This window comes from Prosthecodimorpha hirschii (assembly GCF_001305515.1).
GTDB classification, from domain to species: domain Bacteria; phylum Pseudomonadota; class Alphaproteobacteria; order Rhizobiales; family Ancalomicrobiaceae; genus Prosthecodimorpha; species Prosthecodimorpha hirschii.
This window is the reverse complement of record NZ_LJYW01000001.1, coordinates 3,067,263-3,084,247: the sequence shown is the minus strand read 5'-3', so window position 1 is coordinate 3,084,247 and position 16,985 is coordinate 3,067,263. Positions and strand designations below refer to the sequence as shown.

Here is a 16,985-nt window from a genome sequence, read left to right as displayed (position 1 = left end):
GCATGAGAAACTCGCGTATCGAATGCCGACGAGCATTCCGTGACCGTCGGTATAAGGGCTTCTTGGCCCCCTCGCGTTGGCTCCCCGCGCGCTGGCTCCCTGGGAGCGGCGCGCGATCAGAGCTCTTCGTCGGGCTCGACCGGACCCTTGAGGCTCTTGAGCTTGGCGAAGATCTTCTCCGCGTCGAGCTCCTTCTCTTCGTCCTGCTCGGCCAGCGCCGCGGCGGACGTGGTCTGTTCGACCGAGAGCAGCACCTGCGCGTTCGGATCGCCTTCCTCGCGCTTCGGTGCGCCCTTGGAGCCGCGCTCGACTTCGAGGTCGAGTTCGAGCTGCGAGCAGAGGCCGAGCGTGACCGGGTCCATCGGCTGCAGGTTGGCGGCGTTCCAGTGGGTCCGCTCGCGGATCTGCTGGATCGTCGTCTTGGTCGTGCCGACGAGGCGCATGATCGCCGCGTCCTTGAGTTCGGCGTGGTTGCGCAGCAGCCACAGGATGGCGTTGGGCCGATCCTGGCGGCGCGAGACCGGGGTATAGCGCGGGCCGCGGCGCTTGGCCTCCGGCACCCGCACCTTGCGCTCGGCCAGCTTCAGCCGATAGCGGATGTCGCGCTGGGCACGCTCGATCTCGTCGCGGGTCAGCTGACCGGACATGATCGGGTCGAGGCCCTTGATCCCCTGGGCGGCCTCGCCGTCGGCGATCGCCTTCACCTCGAGCGGGTGCAGCCGGCAGAAGGACGCGATCTGCTCGAAGCTGAGCGCGGTGTTCTCGACCAGCCAAACGGCGGTCGCCTTCGGCATCAGCGGCGTATTCGGCGCGTTGGACATCGGGGCGGACCCTCCTCGTGGCCTCTCCCGGTGGCCTTCGGGGGGAGGCTTGAAATCTGTCGTCGATTGACGGGATTGCCGACTATATACGCGGTGCCCGGCCATTGTGCAATAAATTGTCCCGCGGTGCGGTGCCGGCCTGCCGGGACCTTCGGACGATGGCCCGGCCGTCCGCGCCGGCTGCCGGCCGGCTCCCGCTCGGCGCCAACCCGATGCGGTGGCGCCGATCCGGCGGCGGCTTCAGACCGTCAGCACGATCTTGCCGATATGGGCGTTGGTCTCCATGCGCGCATGGGCGGCGGCGGCCTCGGCGAGCGGGAAGGTCGAATCCATCACCACCCGCACCGTGCCGGCCTCGATCAGCGGCCAGACCTTGGCCTCCAGGGCACCGGCGATCGCGGCCTTGAAGGGGACTTCACGCGCCCGCAGCGTCGATCCGGTATGGACCAACCGCTTGAGCATCAGCCGGGTGAAGTTCACCGTGGCCTTCGGCCCCTTCAGGAAGGCGATCTGTACGATCCGGCCCTCCACGGCGGCGGCCTCGTGGTTCTTGTCGATATAGTCGCCGCCGACCATGTCGAGGATCACGTCGACCCCGCGTCCTCCGGTGAAGTCCTTGGCGGCGGTCACGAAATCCTGTTCGCGATAGTCGACCGCCAGATCCGCGCCGAGGTCCCGACAGACCTGGCATTTGGCCGCCGATCCGGCGGTCGCGATCACGGTCGCGCCGAAGGCCTTGGCGAGCTGGATGGCGGTCGTGCCGATGCCCGACGTGCCGCCATGGACCATGAAGGTCTCGCCCGGCTTCAGGCCGGCGCGGTCGAACACGTTCGACCAGACCGTGAAGAAGGTCTCCGGAATGCCGGCTGCGGCGACGAGATCAAGCCCGGCCGGCACCGGCAATGCGTTGGATTCGTGCACCACCGCATATTCGGCATAGCCGCCGCCGGCAACCAGGCCGACCACGGTCGCGCCGAGCGCGAAGCGTCCGGCGCCCGGACCCTGCGCCACCACCGTGCCGGCGATCTCCAGGCCCGGAATGTCGGACGCCCCCTTCGGCGGCGGATAGCCGCCTTGGCGCTGCAGCACGTCCGGCCGGTTGACGCCGGCCGCCGCCAGCCTGACCAGGATTTCGCCCGGTCCCGGCGCAGGCACCGGCCGCGTCACCGGCACCAGCACGTCCGGCCCGCCGGGCGCCTCATAGCCGATTGCGGTCATGGTTTCGGGCAGGGACATCGAACATCTCCGAGAGGACGCGCGGGCGCTGCGCCCGCCAAGCGTCGGGACACTAGCCCAACTTCCCTCGAATCGGAATTCCTGCATCGGCCCTCGAAATCCGCTGCCCCGGCCCGGACATCGCGGTCTCTCCGGCCTCCGATCGAATTGTCTGTGTCATCAATAGGTTGGTGGGGCCCTTCCGAGACATGGGCCGGAACCGGCCATTTCGATCGAGCCGGCAGCCATGATGCCCGCTTATGACGACGGAATCGTCGGCGCCGCCTGTGCGCCATCGGTACCGTCGGTTCATCGGCACCGGCTGCTCAGACGAAGGTCCGGCCGATCTCGTATTCCGTTTCGACCACGCCGATCTCGTGCGCGGTGGTCCGGCGCAGCGTGGCCGTATAGCTCTTGCGGCCGGGCGGCCAGAGCGGCGTGCCGGCACCGAGCAGCACCGGCATCTGGAACAGGATCAGGCGCTTGAGGAGGCCCGCATCCAGGAAGGCGCGGATCGGTCCGCCGCCGCCGACGATCCAGGCGGTCTTGCGGCCGGCATGTTCGAGATCGATCAGGATCTCCTGCGGGCTGCGGCCGTCGAACACCGCCAGGCCGTCGCCGTCGACCGGCGGCCCCTTGGTCATCACCACGGTCGACTTGCCCGGATAGGGCCAGGTCCCGAAGCCGCGGCAGTCCTGGTAGGTCTTGCGGCCCATCACCACCGCGTCGACCCGCCGGATGAAGCCGTCATAGCCGAAATCGGTGCCGTCATAGGGCTTCAGCCAGCCGATCCCGCCATGGCGGTCGGCGATGAAGCCGTCGATCGAATGCGCGATGTAGAGAATCACTTCGGTCATGGCACGAGCCTACCGAGCCGGACGCGTCGCCGGAAAGGGCCCGGACCGGCGGCGCGCGACGGTCTGCGGGCAAAGAAAAGCCCCGGACGGAAGCCGTCCGGGGCGAAGTGGCCGTCGCGTGCGGGTCGTCGGGAGGAGACCGACCCGCCCGGGTGGAAGACGGCTTAGTTGTAGGCGCGCTCGCCGTGGCTCGTGATGTCGAGACCCTCACGCTCGGCCGGCTCGGAGACGCGCAGGCCGATCGTGACCTTGATCAGGAGCAGGGCGACGATGGAGACCACCGCGGTCCAGACCACTGAGACGCCGACGCCCCAGAGCTGGGAGGTGATCTGCGCGGCGCGGTCGTAGCCGACCACGGCAGTGGCTTCGGTCGCCAGGTAGTTGGTGACGCCGGCGCCGCCGAGGGCCGGGTCGACGAAGATGCCGGTCAGGATGGCGCCGACGATGCCGCCGATGCCGTGCACGCCGAACACGTCCAGGCTGTCGTCATACTTGAAGATCGACTTCAGCGAGGTCACCGCCCAGAAGCAGACGATGCCGGCGACGAGGCCGATCACGATGGCGCCCATCGGGCCGGCGAAGCCGGCGGCCGGGGTCACGGCGACGAGGCCGGCAACTGCGCCGGAGGCGCCGCCGAGCATCGAGGCATGGCCGCGGGTGATGCCTTCCGCGAGGCTCCAGGCGAGCGCGGCGGCGGCAGTGGCGACGATGGTGTTCAGGACCGCCAGAGCCGTCAGGCCATTGGCCTCGAGGTTGGAGCCGGCGTTGAAGCCGAACCAGCCGACCCAGAGCAGCGAGGCGCCGATCATGGTCAGGACGAGGTTGTGCGGCGCCATGTTCTCCTTGCCGAAGCCGACGCGGCGGCCGGCCATGATGGCGCAGACGAGACCCGCGACACCGGCGTTGATGTGCACCACGGTGCCGCCGGCGAAGTCGATCGCGCCCTTCTGGAACAGGAAGCCGGCGGTCGCGCCGAGCGCATCGCCATAGGCGGTGAGCACTTCGGCGACCTTGGCCTTGTCGTCGCCGGCCGCGGCCAGCATGTCGAGGAACTTCTTGGCGGATTCCTCACCCAGCGCGGTCTTGATGGCGTCCGCGTTGGAGGCGGCGAGCGTGTAGGCGTCCGGGCCGGCCCAGAACCAGACCATGTGGGCCATCGGCAGATAGGCGAAGGTGAACCACAGGACCAGGAAGACCATCACGGCCGAGAACTTGATGCGCTCGGCGAAGGCGCCGATGATCAGGGCAGGGGTGATGGCCGCGAAGGTCAGCTGGAAGATGACGAACACGATCTCCGGCAGCACGACGCCCTTCGAGAAGGTGCCCGTGTTGGCGAAGGTCAGGCCGGCGGTCGGATCGGCGGTCAGCACGCCCGCCAGGAACATCTTCGACAGGCCGCCGAAATAGGGGTTCATCGCGTCGTTCGGGTTGCTCGAGAAGGCAACCGAATAGCCGTAGACGACCCACAGGATCGCGATCAGCGAGAAGCCGCACAGGACCTGCATCAGGACCGACAGGATGTTCTTCGAGCGGACCAGGCCGCCGTAGAACAGGGCCAGGCCCGGCAGCGTCATCAGGATGACCAGGATGGTCGAGATCAGCATCCAGGTCGTGTCGCCCTTGTTCGGTTCGGGACCGGCCGCCGCAGCGGAGAGCGTCGTGAGAGCCAGGATGCCGAGCGCCGCGGACGCCGTCTTGGCGATCCGGGAGCGCTCGGGGAGCATCGTTGAGATCGACATTTTACAGGAACTCCTGAGTTCAGAGCGCTTCGACGTCGGTCTCGCCCGTACGGATACGGACAGCCTGATCGATTCCATAGACGAAGATCTTGCCGTCGCCGATCTGACCGGTTTTCGCCGCAGACGAGATCGCCGAGACGACCTTTTCGACCTGGTCGGTGGCGACCGCGACTTCGATCTTGATCTTGGGCAGGAAGCTGACCGCGTATTCCGTGCCGCGATAGATCTCGGTGTGACCCTTCTGGCGGCCGTAGCCCTTGACCTCGGTCACGGTGAGACCCTGCACGCCGATCGCCGTGAGGGCATCGCGCACCTCGTCCAGCTTGAACGGCTTGATGATGGCCATCACGATTTTCATGAACGCTTTCCCGTTTCTCCTGTACCCGCTCGCGGGCCTATTCGGCCCGGACGGGCCGTCGAACGAATTCGGTGACGAGTGGCGGATTGGCGCGGCTCGGCTCCCGGTGCTCAGAAGGGAATCAATCTCCGTGCCAACTCCGGCCGGCGCCGCAAGCCGTTGGCATCGCGACAGGAATCGCGGTCGCTGGGGAGTCGGCCATCCTGGGGGGCAGAGTGATGACTACAAAATAGGCAAGCGATCGTAGCCCGACGGGGGTGCCGGTGCGGAGTCGGGATCGGCGTTGCCTAATAATCGATCAGACTTCGCCGGCGCGGTCCGGCCGACTCGTTTCGGACCCGTGCTGCAGCGCGGCAAAAGCCGAAAATCCGCCGCAAATCCTGCCTGATTCTAAGGCAGGTCAGCTCTGCCTCACCTGACGGATGACGCCCTCCTGGACCGCAGAGGCGACCAGGCGGCCGGTGCGGTCGAACAGGGTGCCGCGGTTGAAGCCGCGGCCGGCGCCGGTCGCCGGGCTGTCCTGGGCGTAGAGCAGCCAGTCGTCGACGCGAAACGGCGCGTGGAACCACATGGCGTGGTCGAGGCTGGCCAGCCGCAGGTCGTGGTCGAAGACCGACCGGCCGTGGGCGAAGAGCGACGTGTCGAGCAGGGTCGTGTCCGACGCATAGGCGAGCACGGCGGCATGCACCGACGGATCGTCCGGGAGGGGACCGGTGGCGCGCAACCAGACGAATTGCGTCGGTTCGAGCGGCTCGCGACTGACATAGTGGCGGAAATCGACCGGGCGCAGCTCGATCGGCCGCGGCCGCATCCAGTAGCGGCGGACATTCTCGGGCGCTTCGGCCAGATAGCGTTCGCGCAGTTCCGCCTCGCTCGGCAGGTCGTCCGGGCCGGGCACGTCCGGCATGGCGATCTGGTGGGTGAGGCCCGTCTCGGCCTTGTGGTAGGAGGCCGCCATCGAGAAGATCGGCTCGCCCTTCTGGATGGCGAGCACCCGGCGGGTGGTGAAGCTGCCGCCGTCGCGGATGCGGTCGACCTCGTAGACGATCGGGTACGACGGATCGCCCGGGCGCAGGAAATAGGCGTGCAGGGAGTGGATTGCCCGGTCGGCCACGGTTCGCGCCGCGGCGGCGACCGCCTGGCCGATCACCTGGCCGCCGAAGATGCGCTGCCAGCCGACCTGCAGGGAGCGGCCGCGGAACAGGTTCACCTCCAGGGGCTCCAGGTCGAGCGACTCCAGAAGCTGTTCCACGGCGCTTTTCATGCGGGACTCCGGTCGGCGGTTGCGACAGAGTTACAGGGGGGCGAACCCGGATGTCGACCCGCCGGTCTGGCGAAATCGTGCCGCGGTGCTATTTCGGTGTGCAGGATCGCTGGCCGTCCGGCGGCAGAGCAGCAGGAGTTCGAAGGACATGTCCGAGCGTCAGGATGTGGTGGTCGCCGGCGGCGGCTATGTCGGGCTCTCGCTCGCCCTCGCGCTGAAGGCTGCCGATCCCGGTCTCTCGGTTGCGGTCGTCGAGCCGAAGCCGCCGGCGGCGCTGCGCCGGGACGGCCGGGCTTCCGCCGTGGCGTCGGCTGCCCGCGCCATGCTCGACCGGCTCGGCGTGTGGTCGTCGATCGCGCCGGCCGCCCAGCCGATCACCGAGATGGTGGTGACCGACAGCCGCGTCGGCGATGCGGTCCGGCCGGTCTTCCTGACCTTCGGCGGCGCCCTGGAGGACGGCACGCCGTTCGCCCATATGGTGCCCAACGCCGCCATGGTCGGGGCGCTGCTCGATGCCGCGATGGCGACCGGCATCGGCCTGATCGCGCCGGACAGCGTCTCCAGCTTCGAGACCGGCCCGGGCGCGACCCGGCTGACGCTGGCTTCGGGCCGCCGGATCGAGGCCGGCCTGCTGGTTGCCTGCGACGGTGCCCGCTCCCGGCTGCGCGATCTCGCCGGCATCCGGACGGTGCGCTGGGACTACGGCCAGTCCGGCATCGTCACCACCATCGCGCACGAACGGCCGCATGAAGGCCGGGCCGAGGAGCACTTCCTGCCGTCCGGCCCGTTCGCGATCCTGCCGCTCGCCGACGATGCCGAGGGCCGGCACCGGTCGTCCCTGGTCTGGTCCGAGCGTTCCGACGAGGCCCGACGGCTGGTCGAGGGCGACGATTTCACCTTCGCGCTGGAACTCGAACGTCGCTTCGGGCGCCATCTCGGTGCGGTCCGCCAGGCCGGTCCGCGCCACGCCTATCCGCTCGGCCTGACGCTGGCGCGCGACTGGGTCCGCCCGCGCTTCGCGCTGTGCGGCGATGCCGCCCACGGCATCCATCCGATCGCCGGCCAGGGCCTGAATATCGGCTTCCGCGACGCGGCCGCGCTGGCCGAGGTTCTGATCGAGGCGCGCCGGCTCGGCCAGGATGTCGGGGCGTTCGACGTGTTGGAGCGCTACCAGCTCTGGCGGCGCTACGACGCCTTCGAGATGGGCATGGTCACCGACGTGCTGAACCGCCTGTTCTCCAACGACCTGACGCCGATCCGCCTGATCCGCGACATCGGGCTCGGGCTGGTCGACCGGCTGCCCGGCCTGAAGCGCCGCTTCATCCGCGAGGCGGCGGGCATCGGCGGCGACATGCCGCGGCTGTTGCGTGGCGAGGCCATCTGACCAGCGCCTTTGTGGGCGTCGCCCGACAGGGCGGCCATGCGTCGATCGGGCATCCGGGCCGGTGACGATCGTGGCCGGGATCGTGCATGATCGGCGCCATGACCGACACCCATGGGCCGTCCCGGACGGCGAGAACGCTCTTCCGCCTGCGTGATCTTGTTGCCGTTCCGACCGGGGTCGGCGCGGCGGCCCGGGCTGCGGTCCTGGCCGGATTGTGCCTGACGGCGATCGTCGCGTTGCAGAGCGCGACCGGCATCGGCCACCTCGCGTCCTCGCTCGGCTCGACCGTGATCGTCGCCTTCCTGCTGCCCGACAGCGCTTTCGCCCGCCCGCGCGTCATCCTGGCCGGTCACGCCGTCTCGAGCCTGACCGGATGGGCCGTCGCCGCCCTGCTCGGTCCTTCGCCCTGGGCCGCGGCCGTCGCGGTCGGCCTTTCGATCGTGGTCATGCAGGCGCTGCATTGCATGCAGCCACCCGCCGGCGGCGATCCGATCCTGATCGTCGGCGCGGATCCGGCGACGGCGGTCGCCTCGGTGGCGATCGGCGCGGTCGTGGTTGCGGCTGCGGCCTGGCTCTATCGCTTCGGCCGCGGATCCGTCAGGGCTTCTGGGTCTTGATGTAGGCGATCAGGTCGGCGATCTCGACGCGCGACAGATTCAGGTTCTGCATGCGGGTATGCGCCTTTTCGGGCACCGTCAGCACGGTCGTCAGCAGCTCGACCGTCTTGGCCGGGTCGGCCGCGATGGCCGAGAAGGCCGGCACATCGGCACTGGCCTGGGCCTGCCCGGGCGCGACGACATGGCATTCCGCGCACCAGCGCTTGGCCAGCCGCGCGCCGTTGGCAGCGTCCGGCCCGGCGGCGCCGGCCGGGACGGTCGCCAGTGCGAGAGCGGCCGTCAGACCCGCAAGACACCATCGACGCATGCGCTTCCTCCTCGAAACAGAACCGCCCGCCGCTGGGCGCACCGCCCGCTGCCGGGGCTTGGCTCACCAGCCTAGCCACCGACCCGCGGGCGGTCATCTGAATTAATACGGGGGTCGCGCGGTTGGGACCGTCAGCGCAGGACGACGACCGGCGTTCCGACCGAGACGCGGTCGAACAACTCGACGACATGCTCGTTGTACATGCGGATGCAGCCGTAGGAGGCGCGGGTGCCGATCGAGCTGCGCTTGTTCGTGCCGTGGATGGCGTATTCGCCCCAGGCCAGCACCATCGCGCGCGGTCCGAGCGGGTTCGACGGCCCCGGCGGGATCAGGCTCGGCAGGCCGGGCTTGTCGGCCCGGACGGCGGCCGGGGGCTGCCAGGTCGGGTTGACCTCCTTGCGCGCCACCGTGTTGGTGCCGGTCCATTCGCGGCCCGGCATGCCGACCGCGATCGGGTAGCGGATCGCCTGGCCCTGACCGGTGACATAATAGAGCTTCCGCTCGCCCGTCTTGATGACGATGGTGCCGGCGGCATAGCTCGAATCGAATGCGACCGTGTCGCCCGCGACGGCCGCCGGTGCGAAGGCGAAAGCGGCCAGCAGCACGGCACCGGCCAAGACCTTGCGAAGATGTGAAATACGCATGACTCCCTCCGAAAGCGTCCCGGTCAAAAGACCTTCCGGCACATTCAGTAAACGACAGAACTTGAATATTGCCTAGGAGACGTGGTTCACGAACGGTTCATGCGGGATTTTGCGGGGGCCCGGGCGGGGCCAGGGCAGCGCGGGCCGATCGGCGGACCGGTGCGCCGGCATCGGATGCAGGCTCGTCATGCGCATGGAAGGCGCGACTTTGACTTCCGTCCGCGGTCGGTTTCAGGTATTCACGCCCGACCCTATGACGCCCGAGCGACATCAGAGCCGGCCGGGCGAGCGACCGTACGGAGACGAAGGCATGGCCCCGCGCACCCTCTACGACAAGATCTGGGACGATCACGTCGTCGACACCCAGCCGGATGGAACCTGCCTTCTCTATATCGACCGTCATCTGGTGCACGAGGTCACCAGCCCGCAGGCCTTCGAGGGCCTGCGCGTCGCCCATCGCAAGGTCCACGCGCCGCAGAAGACGCTGGCGGTCGTCGACCACAACGTGCCGACCACCGACCGCAGCCACGGCATCGACGATCCGGAGAGCGCCCTGCAGGTGGCGACCCTGGCGCGCAATGCCGAGGAGTTCGGCGTCGAGTACTACAACGAGCTCGACAGCCGGCAGGGCATCGTCCATGTCGTCGGCCCCGAACAGGGCTTCACCCTGCCGGGCATGACCATCGTGTGCGGCGACAGCCACACCTCGACCCACGGCGCCTTCGGGGCGCTCGCCCACGGCATCGGCACGTCCGAGGTCGAGCATGTGCTCGCCACCCAGACGCTGGTGCAGAACAAGGCGAAGAACATGCGCGTCATCGTCGATGGGCAGCTGCCCGAAGGCGTCGGCGCCAAGGACATCATCCTGGCCATCATCGGCGAGATCGGCACCGCCGGCGGCACCGGCCACGTCATCGAATATGCCGGCGAGGCGATCCGCTCGCTGTCGATGGAAGGCCGCATGACGGTCTGCAACATGTCGATCGAGGGCGGCGCGCGGGCGGGCCTGATCGCGCCGGACGAGAAGACCTTCGCGTATATCCTCGGCAAGCCGAAGGCGCCCACGGGCGAGCAGCTCGAGCAGGCGCTCGCCTATTGGAAGACGCTGTTCTCCGACGAGGGCGCGCATTTCGACAAGGAAATCCGCCTCGACGCCGCCAACCTGCCGCCGATCGTCTCCTGGGGCACCAGCCCCGAGGACGTGGTCGCGGTGACCGGTACGGTGCCGGACCCCGAAGCGATCGCCGACGAGAACAAGCGCAGCTCCAAGCGCCGCGCACTCGACTATATGGGCCTGAAGCCCGGCACCCCGATCACCGATATCCCGCTCGACAAGATCTTCATCGGCTCCTGCACCAACGGCCGCATCGAGGATCTGCGCACCGTCGCCACCATGGTCGCCGGCAAGACCGTCGCCCCGTCGATCAAGCTCGCCATGATCGTGCCGGGCTCCGGCCTGGTGAAGGCGCAGGCCGAGGCCGAGGGCCTGGACGCGATCTTCAAGGCGGCCGGCTTCGAATGGCGCGAGCCGGGCTGTTCCATGTGTCTGGCCATGAATGCCGACCGGCTCGATCCGGGCGAGCGCTGTGCCTCGACCTCGAACCGCAATTTCGAAGGCCGCCAGGGCTTCAAGGGCCGCACCCACCTGGTCTCGCCCGCGATGGCCGCCGCCGCCGCGATCGCCGGCCGCTTCGTGGACATCCGCACGCTCGGCTGATCGAAGCCAGTTGCCGACCGTTCGAGAGCGCCCGGATCCGTCCGGGCGCTCTTTTCATGTGTGGCCCGGGGGAGGGGCCGAGCATCCGCGGCGCGCGCATCCGCGCCGCCGGCCGGGGGTATGCGGGCCTTGCCGCCGCGCGCCGCGCCATGCCGCCGGGCCGGCGAGGACCTCGCCCGTCACCCCCGCCGGGCGATCAGATCGACCTCGACCAGCGCACCCTTGGCCAGCCCGGAGACGCCGACGCAGGTGCGGGCCGGCAGCTTTCCTTCTGCAAAGAAGCCCTTGTAGACCGCATTGAAGGCCGCGTAGTCGCGATCGAAATGCAGGAGGTAGGCGCGCGCCATGGTGACGTCGGCGAGCGTCAGGCCGAGCCCGCCCAAGACTGTCTTCAGGTTTTCCATGACCTGCACGGTCTGCGCCGCAATTCCCTCGGCGAGCGGGTCGTCGGGTCGGCCGGGTATGGTCGGCATCTGGCCGGTGACGAAGACCCAGCCGTCGATCTCGGTCGCATGGCTGAAGGTCGCGACCGGTTCCGGCGCTCCGGCGATCATGTGGAAGGCGATGGGCATGCGGGTGTTCCTCTGAAGATATCCGGAGTGCCGGCCGGTCGCTCGTCTTCCGGGCCGGTGATGTCTTTCAAGATCGATCGGCTGCGTCGATCGAAAAAGTGCAATTTTTTGAAATTTTACGACACCTTAAACAATATCGACAACGATCTGAAACGTAACGGATCTCTCCCCAACCCGAATGGCGGTGCGCCGCACGGGCAGCGGTCTGCGCCTCGGCGCAGCGCGCCGGTGATCGACGCATCGCGCGGGTTTCGGAGCCGAGGGAGACTTGGACGCGATCCGAACGTCGGACCGACAACAGGCGGGATGCAAGAGCCGCCCCCCGGAGGAAACATGGCACTGCTCTTTTTTGCGAAGAAGGACCAGTCGGTCGACAACGACTATCAGGAACTCTGGTCGCTTCTGAGCCGCCATGCGGGCATCGGCCTTTGGGATGTGGTCCTGGTCAATGGCGACCCGATGAGCCGCGACAGCAAGTGGCGCTGGTCGGAGGAGTTCCGCCGGCTGTGCGGCTTCGCGCCGGACGACACCTACGGCTTCCCGGATCTGGTCGGCTCCTGGGCGGACCGCCTGCATCCCGACGATTCCGCGGCCACCTTCAATGCCTTCATGGCCTGCATGGACGATCGCAGCGGCCGCACCGGCTACGACGTGTCCTACCGGCTGAAGGTCAAGGACGGCAGCTATCGCTGGTTCCGCGCCGTCGGCGGCGTCACGCGCGATTCCAGCGGCATCCCGCTTCGGGCCTGCGGGTCGCTGATCGACATTCACGATCAGAAAGTCGGCGAATTGCGGGCCCGCGAGCAGGTCGCACTGCAGAGCAAGGTGTCCGATCTGGCCGGCACGATGAGCCAGGCGATCGGCGGCGCGGCGGCGGAGGCGGCCGGCAACGTGCAGACGATCGCTTCGGCGACCGAGCAACTGGCCGCGTCGATCGGCGAGATCTCGGGCAAGGTCAACGATTCCGCCATCGCCTCCACCAAGGCGTCGGAGCATGCCGGCGTCACCGCCCAGATCGTCGAGACCCTGGTGGCTTCGGTCGCGCGGATCACCGACGTGCTGAAGCTGATCGAAGGCATCGCCGGCCAGACCAATCTGCTCGCGCTGAACGCCACGATCGAAGCGGCGCGCGCCGGCGAGTTCGGCCGCGGCTTCGCGGTCGTCGCCAACGAGGTCAAGGCGCTCGCCACCCAGTCGGGACGCGCCACGCAGGAAATCGCCACCCAGCTGGCCGGCTTCGAGCAGGAGGCGCAGCGCGCGGCCGCGGCGATCAAGGAGATCACCACCGTCACCGGTCACGCCCGCGAGATCGCGGCCGGCATCGCCGCCGCCATCGCCCAGCAGAACGGCGCCACGCAGGAGATCGCCAGCCGGGTCAACAGCGTGTCCCAGCAGACCCATGTCATGGCCCGGACCATCGACGACTATACGGCCCAGATCCGCGACAACGTCGCCGCTCTCAACAACCAGCGGCGTGCCGGGTGACGCCTGTCGGCCCCGCCGCCCGCCCGGGCTGCGGGGCCCGTCACGTCCGATGGCCGGCATCCCAATGGTGCATTGCGGGAACGAGCGGTCGGCTCTACTTTCGGCCGGATGATCGTGTCCGGAGCGCCGACGATGACCTTCCGCCCGCGCCGCAGCGTGCTCTACATGCCGGGTTCCAATGCCCGTGCGCTTGAAAAGGCCAAGACGCTCGAGGCCGATGCGCTGATCCTCGATCTCGAGGACGCCGTCGCGCCCGACGCCAAGGAGATCGCCCGCGAGCAGGTCTGCCGCGCCGTCCAGGACGGCGGCTACGGCGACCGCGAACTCGTGATCCGGATCAACGGTCTCGATACGCCCTGGGGCAAGGCCGACCTGAAGGCCGCCGCGGCGGCAGGCCCGCACGCCATCCTGGTGCCGAAGGTCTCCTTCGCCGACGACATCTACCAGATCGGCGATTTTCTCGACATGAACGGGGCCGCGGCCGAGACGCGCATCTGGGCCATGATGGAAACCCCGATGGGCATCCTGAATGCGGCGGCGATCGCGGCTTCGGTCGGCTTCCCGGCCGGCCGGCGCTTCGCCGCCATGGTGCTCGGCACCAACGATCTGGCCAAGGAGACGCGGGCGCGCATCGTGCGTGGCCGGCTGCCGATGATCACCTGGCTGTCGCAGACCGTTCAGGCCGCCCGCGCCCATGGCCTCGACGTGATCGACGGCGTCTTCAACGACTTCGAGGATATGGCCGCCTTCCGCGAGGAATGCGCGCAGGGCCGCGATCTCGGCATGGACGGCAAGACGCTGATCCATCCCAAGCAGATCGCCGTCGCCAACGAGGTCTTCTCGCCGACCGCGACCGAGGTCGAATGGGCCGAGAAGATCATCGCCGCCTTCGCCCTGCCGGAGAATGCCGGCAAGGGCGTGATCACCGTCGAGGGCCGGATGGTCGAACTGCTGCATGCCGAAATGGCGCAGCGCACCGTCGCCATGGTGCGCGGTCTGACCGCCACGCCTGCGGCGGCCTGAGGCCGGGCGGCTGGAGCAAGGTCCGATCAGAGCGGCCCGCTCTGATCGGAAAAAGCTTGCGCAAACAAAAATATGCAGCGGATCGTCCGATCCCTTCAGGTCGGATGGTCCGCTGGACCACGAACGCCGTTAACCAAGGTTTCACATGAAACTCTACCGCTACCTGACCGGCCCCGACGATGCAGCCTTCTGCAAGCGCGTCACCGCCGCGCTCAACAGGGGCTGGCAGCTCGCCGGCGATCCGACTCTGACCTATGATTCCGTCAAGGGCCGGGTCATCTGCGGTCAGGCGATCGTCAAGGACGTGCCGGACGTCGACTACAGCGACGACATCGTGCTGTCGGACTACTGAACCGACGCCGCGACGGTCGAGGCCGGCCGCCGTGTCATACCGGCGGTCATGGCATGATCGGCCGTTGGTATCAGCCGCGTCAGCCGATCGCGCGCAGGTGGCGCATCGGGCGGCCGGGGGCGAGCCCGTGCGCGGCGGCCATGATCGCGTTGGCGTCGATGCCGTGATGGCGATAGAGGTCGGCGAGCGTGCCGGTCTGACCGAAATGCTCGACCCCGAGCGGCCGCGTCCGGTGGCCATGGACCGCGCCGAGCCAGCCGAGCGTGGCCGGATGGCCGTCGAGCACGGTGACGATGCCGGCCTCGCGCGGCAGGTCGGCGAGCAGGGTCTCGACATGCGAGCGGGCGTGGACGAGGCCGCGCTCGCGCGCCCGGCTCGCCGCCGTCCAGCCGGCATTGAGCCGGTCGGCCGAGGTCACCGCGAGCAGGCCGACATCGCGACGATCCTCCGCCATCAGCCCGACCGCCTCGATCGCCTCCGGGGCGATCGCGCCCTGATAGGCGACCACCACCTGGCAGTTCGGCCCCGGCTTGCGCAGCCAATAGGCACCGTCGACCACGCCGCGCCGGAAATCCGCATCGGCCGCGCGCACCGGCTGTTCGAGCGGGCGGGTGGAGAGGCGCAGATAGACCGAGCCGCCGGTCCGGTCGCGCAGCCAGGTGGCCGGATCCGGCTCGTTGTCGCCGTCGGCGCCGTCGCGCTGCAGATAGTCGAGGCTCCAGGCCATGATGGCGGCGAGTTCGTCGGCGAAGGCCGGCTCGAAGGCCGCCAGCCCGTCCTGCGCCATGCCGATCAGCGGGGTGCCGATCGACTGGTGCGCGCCGCCCTCGGGCGCCAGCGTGATGCCGGACGGCGTCGCGACCAGCAGGAAGCGGGCATCCTGATAGCAGGCATAGTTGAGTGCGTCGGCGCCGCGATAGATGAACGGATCGTAGAGCGTCCCGATCGGGATCAGCCGCTCGCCGTGGATCGAATGGGCGAGCCCGAGCGCGGCCAGCATGATGAACAGGTTCATCTCGGCGATGCCGAGTTCCATATGCTGGCCGTCGGGTGAGAAATCCCACGCGAAGGTCGACGGGATGCGCTCCTTGCGGAACACGTCGGCCATGCTCTCGCGGGCGAACAGGCCGCGCCGGTTGACCCAGGCGCCGAGATTGGTCGAGACCGTCACGTCAGGCGAGGTGGTGACGATGCGCCGGGCGATCGGCAGGTCGGAGCGGGCGAGATCGTGCATGATCAACCCGAAGGCCTGCTGGGTCGCCATCACCGGCTGGGCCGTGAAGCTGAGCGTTTCCGGAGCGGCGTAGACCGGCGCCTTGCGGCGACGCGGTCCGGAGGCGAAGAAGGGCACGCCGGCCATGAACCGCTCCATGGCGGCCGGCGCGATGTCCAGCCCCTCGAAGCGGTCCCATTCGTGGCCGGGGCGGACCTTCTGGGCGGCGCGGAACACATCCATCTGCGCCGGCGTCATCAGGCCGGCATGGTTGTCCTTGTGGCCCTGCAGGGGCAGGTGCATGCCCTTCACGGTGTAGCAGATGAAGCAGGTCGGCCGATCGTGGCTGCGGGCCGCCTCGAAGGCCTCGACCAGGCTGTCGAGGTCGTGGCCGCCGAGATTGGTCATCAGGGCGGCGAGCTCGGCGTCGCTGCGCCGGTCGATCAGCGCGGAAACCTCGCCCTGGTCGCCGAGATCGTCGGTCAGCCGCTTGCGCCAGGCCGGGCCGCCCTGGAAGCACAGCGCCGAATAGTCCTGGTTCGGGCAGGCGTCGATCCAGGCCCTCAGGGCCGCGCCGCCCGGCTCGGCGAAGGCGGCCTCCTGCAGGCGGCCATATTTCACGATCACCACGTCCCAGCCGAAATTGCGGAACATGGCGTCGAGCTTCTCCCAGAGCCCTTCGCGCACGACCGCGTCGAGGCTCTGGCGGTTGTAGTCGACCACCCACCAGGTGTTGCGCAGGCCGTGCTTCCAGCCCTCGATCAGGGCCTCGTAGATGTTGCCCTCGTCCATCTCGGCATCGCCGATCAGGGCGACCATCTTGCCTTCCGGCTCCCGGCCCGACGGACTCTGGCCGCCCCAGCCCTTGGCGCGGATGTAGTCCTGCACCAGCGACGAGAACAGCGTCTGCGCCACGCCGAGGCCGACCGAGCCGGTCGAGAAATCGACGTCGTCGGTGTCCTTGGTCCGCGACGGATACGACTGCGCGCCCTTGAAGCCACGGAAATTCTTCATCTTCTCGACCGACTGGCGGCCGAACAGATAGTGCAGCGCGTGATAGGCAGGCGAGGCATGCGGCTTCACCGCAACGCGGTCCTCCGGGCGCAGGACCGCGCCATAGAGTGCCGTCATGATGGTGGTCAGCGAGGCCGAGGAGGCCTGGTGGCCGCCGACCTTGAGCCCGTCCGCGTGATCCCGCAGGTGATTGGCGTGGTGGATCATCCAAGTCGCCAGCCACAGGGTCTTGGTCTCCAGGGCGGCGAGAAAGGGCAGGCGCGGGTCGGCGGCGGCAGGCATGACGGGGTCCTCGATGATCCGCGCAGGATAGCCGGAATCGACCCGCATGGATTGCCGAATGTGGCTGGCTCATCGTCCCCCGACAGCATAGTCTGCGGCCGAATGAGAAAAGGACCACAGC

16 protein-coding genes are annotated in these 16,985 nt (G+C 68.5%); 6 read left to right on the top strand and 10 right to left on the bottom strand.

Annotation, left to right across the window (positions count from 1 at the left end; translation table 11 throughout):
* Positions 1–116: 116 nt before the first annotated feature.
* The 6 genes from ABB55_RS13420 to ABB55_RS13395 all read right to left on the bottom strand — a co-directional run bounded on the left by ABB55_RS13420 (position 117) and on the right by ABB55_RS13395 (position 6,254).
* Entirely contained in the window at positions 117–821 is a 705-nt protein-coding gene (locus ABB55_RS13420) for a DUF1013 domain-containing protein (protein ID WP_054359255.1), read from the bottom strand.
* A gap of 240 nt (positions 822–1,061) precedes the next feature.
* On the bottom strand, positions 1,062–2,057 hold the full coding sequence (locus tag ABB55_RS13415; RefSeq protein WP_054359254.1) for an NAD(P)H-quinone oxidoreductase: 996 nt from the start codon (positions 2,055–2,057) through the stop codon (positions 1,062–1,064).
* Between the two features lie 305 nt (positions 2,058–2,362).
* Positions 2,363–2,893, bottom strand: a complete 531-nt coding sequence (locus tag ABB55_RS13410; RefSeq protein ID WP_054359253.1) for a dihydrofolate reductase family protein — start codon at positions 2,891–2,893, stop codon at positions 2,363–2,365.
* A 164-nt stretch (positions 2,894–3,057) separates the two neighbouring features.
* Positions 3,058–4,617, bottom strand: a complete 1,560-nt coding sequence (locus tag ABB55_RS13405) for an ammonium transporter (RefSeq protein WP_054362042.1) — start codon at positions 4,615–4,617, stop codon at positions 3,058–3,060.
* Positions 4,618–4,651: 34 nt separating this feature from the next.
* Complete coding sequence (locus ABB55_RS13400) at positions 4,652–4,990, bottom strand: P-II family nitrogen regulator (RefSeq protein WP_054359252.1); 339 nt, start codon at positions 4,988–4,990, stop codon at positions 4,652–4,654.
* Between the two features lie 400 nt (positions 4,991–5,390).
* Positions 5,391–6,254 carry an acyl-CoA thioesterase gene (locus ABB55_RS13395; protein WP_054359251.1) on the bottom strand — a complete coding sequence of 288 codons (864 nt, stop codon included), beginning with the start codon at positions 6,252–6,254 and terminating at the stop codon, positions 5,391–5,393.
* A gap of 109 nt (positions 6,255–6,363) precedes the next feature.
* Here ABB55_RS13395 and ABB55_RS13390 point away from each other — a divergent pair, with 109 nt between their 5' ends.
* A complete protein-coding gene (locus ABB55_RS13390) occupies positions 6,364–7,638 on the top strand; it encodes a ubiquinone biosynthesis hydroxylase (protein WP_276326422.1) in 1,275 nt (424 codons plus the stop codon).
* Positions 7,639–7,736: 98 nt separating this feature from the next.
* On the top strand, positions 7,737–8,255 hold the full coding sequence (locus ABB55_RS13385) for an HPP family protein (protein ID WP_160321232.1): 519 nt from the start codon (positions 7,737–7,739) through the stop codon (positions 8,253–8,255).
* Here the strand turns inward: ABB55_RS13385 and ABB55_RS13380 are convergent.
* Complete coding sequence (locus tag ABB55_RS13380) at positions 8,236–8,562, bottom strand: c-type cytochrome (RefSeq protein ID WP_054359248.1); 327 nt, start codon at positions 8,560–8,562, stop codon at positions 8,236–8,238. The two genes, ABB55_RS13385 and ABB55_RS13380, sit on opposite strands and share 20 nt — an antisense overlap.
* A gap of 131 nt (positions 8,563–8,693) precedes the next feature.
* Positions 8,694–9,206 carry a L,D-transpeptidase gene (locus ABB55_RS13375; RefSeq protein ID WP_054359247.1) on the bottom strand — a complete coding sequence of 171 codons (513 nt, stop codon included), beginning with the start codon at positions 9,204–9,206 and terminating at the stop codon, positions 8,694–8,696.
* 310 nt (positions 9,207–9,516) lie between these two features.
* Between ABB55_RS13375 and leuC the strand changes: the two genes are divergently transcribed.
* Positions 9,517–10,923 carry a 3-isopropylmalate dehydratase large subunit gene (gene leuC / locus ABB55_RS13370; RefSeq protein WP_054359246.1) on the top strand — a complete coding sequence of 469 codons (1,407 nt, stop codon included), beginning with the start codon at positions 9,517–9,519 and terminating at the stop codon, positions 10,921–10,923.
* Between the two features lie 179 nt (positions 10,924–11,102).
* Here leuC and ABB55_RS13365 read toward each other — a convergent pair whose 3' ends face one another.
* Positions 11,103–11,489, bottom strand: coding sequence for a RidA family protein (locus ABB55_RS13365; RefSeq protein ID WP_200912097.1), 387 nt, complete (start codon positions 11,487–11,489; stop codon positions 11,103–11,105).
* Positions 11,490–11,828: 339 nt separating this feature from the next.
* Here ABB55_RS13365 and ABB55_RS30350 point away from each other — a divergent pair, with 339 nt between their 5' ends.
* The 3 genes from ABB55_RS30350 to ABB55_RS13350 all read left to right on the top strand — a co-directional run bounded on the left by ABB55_RS30350 (position 11,829) and on the right by ABB55_RS13350 (position 14,355).
* Positions 11,829–12,980: a methyl-accepting chemotaxis protein gene (locus ABB55_RS30350; RefSeq protein ID WP_054359244.1), complete on the top strand. Its 1,152-nt coding sequence runs from the start codon at positions 11,829–11,831 to the stop codon at positions 12,978–12,980.
* Between the two features lie 132 nt (positions 12,981–13,112).
* Positions 13,113–14,003 carry an HpcH/HpaI aldolase/citrate lyase family protein gene (locus ABB55_RS13355; RefSeq protein WP_054362041.1) on the top strand — a complete coding sequence of 297 codons (891 nt, stop codon included), beginning with the start codon at positions 13,113–13,115 and terminating at the stop codon, positions 14,001–14,003.
* Between the two features lie 145 nt (positions 14,004–14,148).
* On the top strand, positions 14,149–14,355 hold the full coding sequence (locus tag ABB55_RS13350; protein ID WP_054359243.1) for a DUF1737 domain-containing protein: 207 nt from the start codon (positions 14,149–14,151) through the stop codon (positions 14,353–14,355).
* Positions 14,356–14,434: 79 nt separating this feature from the next.
* Here the strand turns inward: ABB55_RS13350 and ABB55_RS13345 are convergent, their stop codons facing one another.
* A complete protein-coding gene (locus tag ABB55_RS13345; protein ID WP_054362040.1) occupies positions 14,435–16,864 on the bottom strand; it encodes a transketolase in 2,430 nt (809 codons plus the stop codon).
* Between the last annotated feature and the right edge of the window lie 121 nt (positions 16,865–16,985).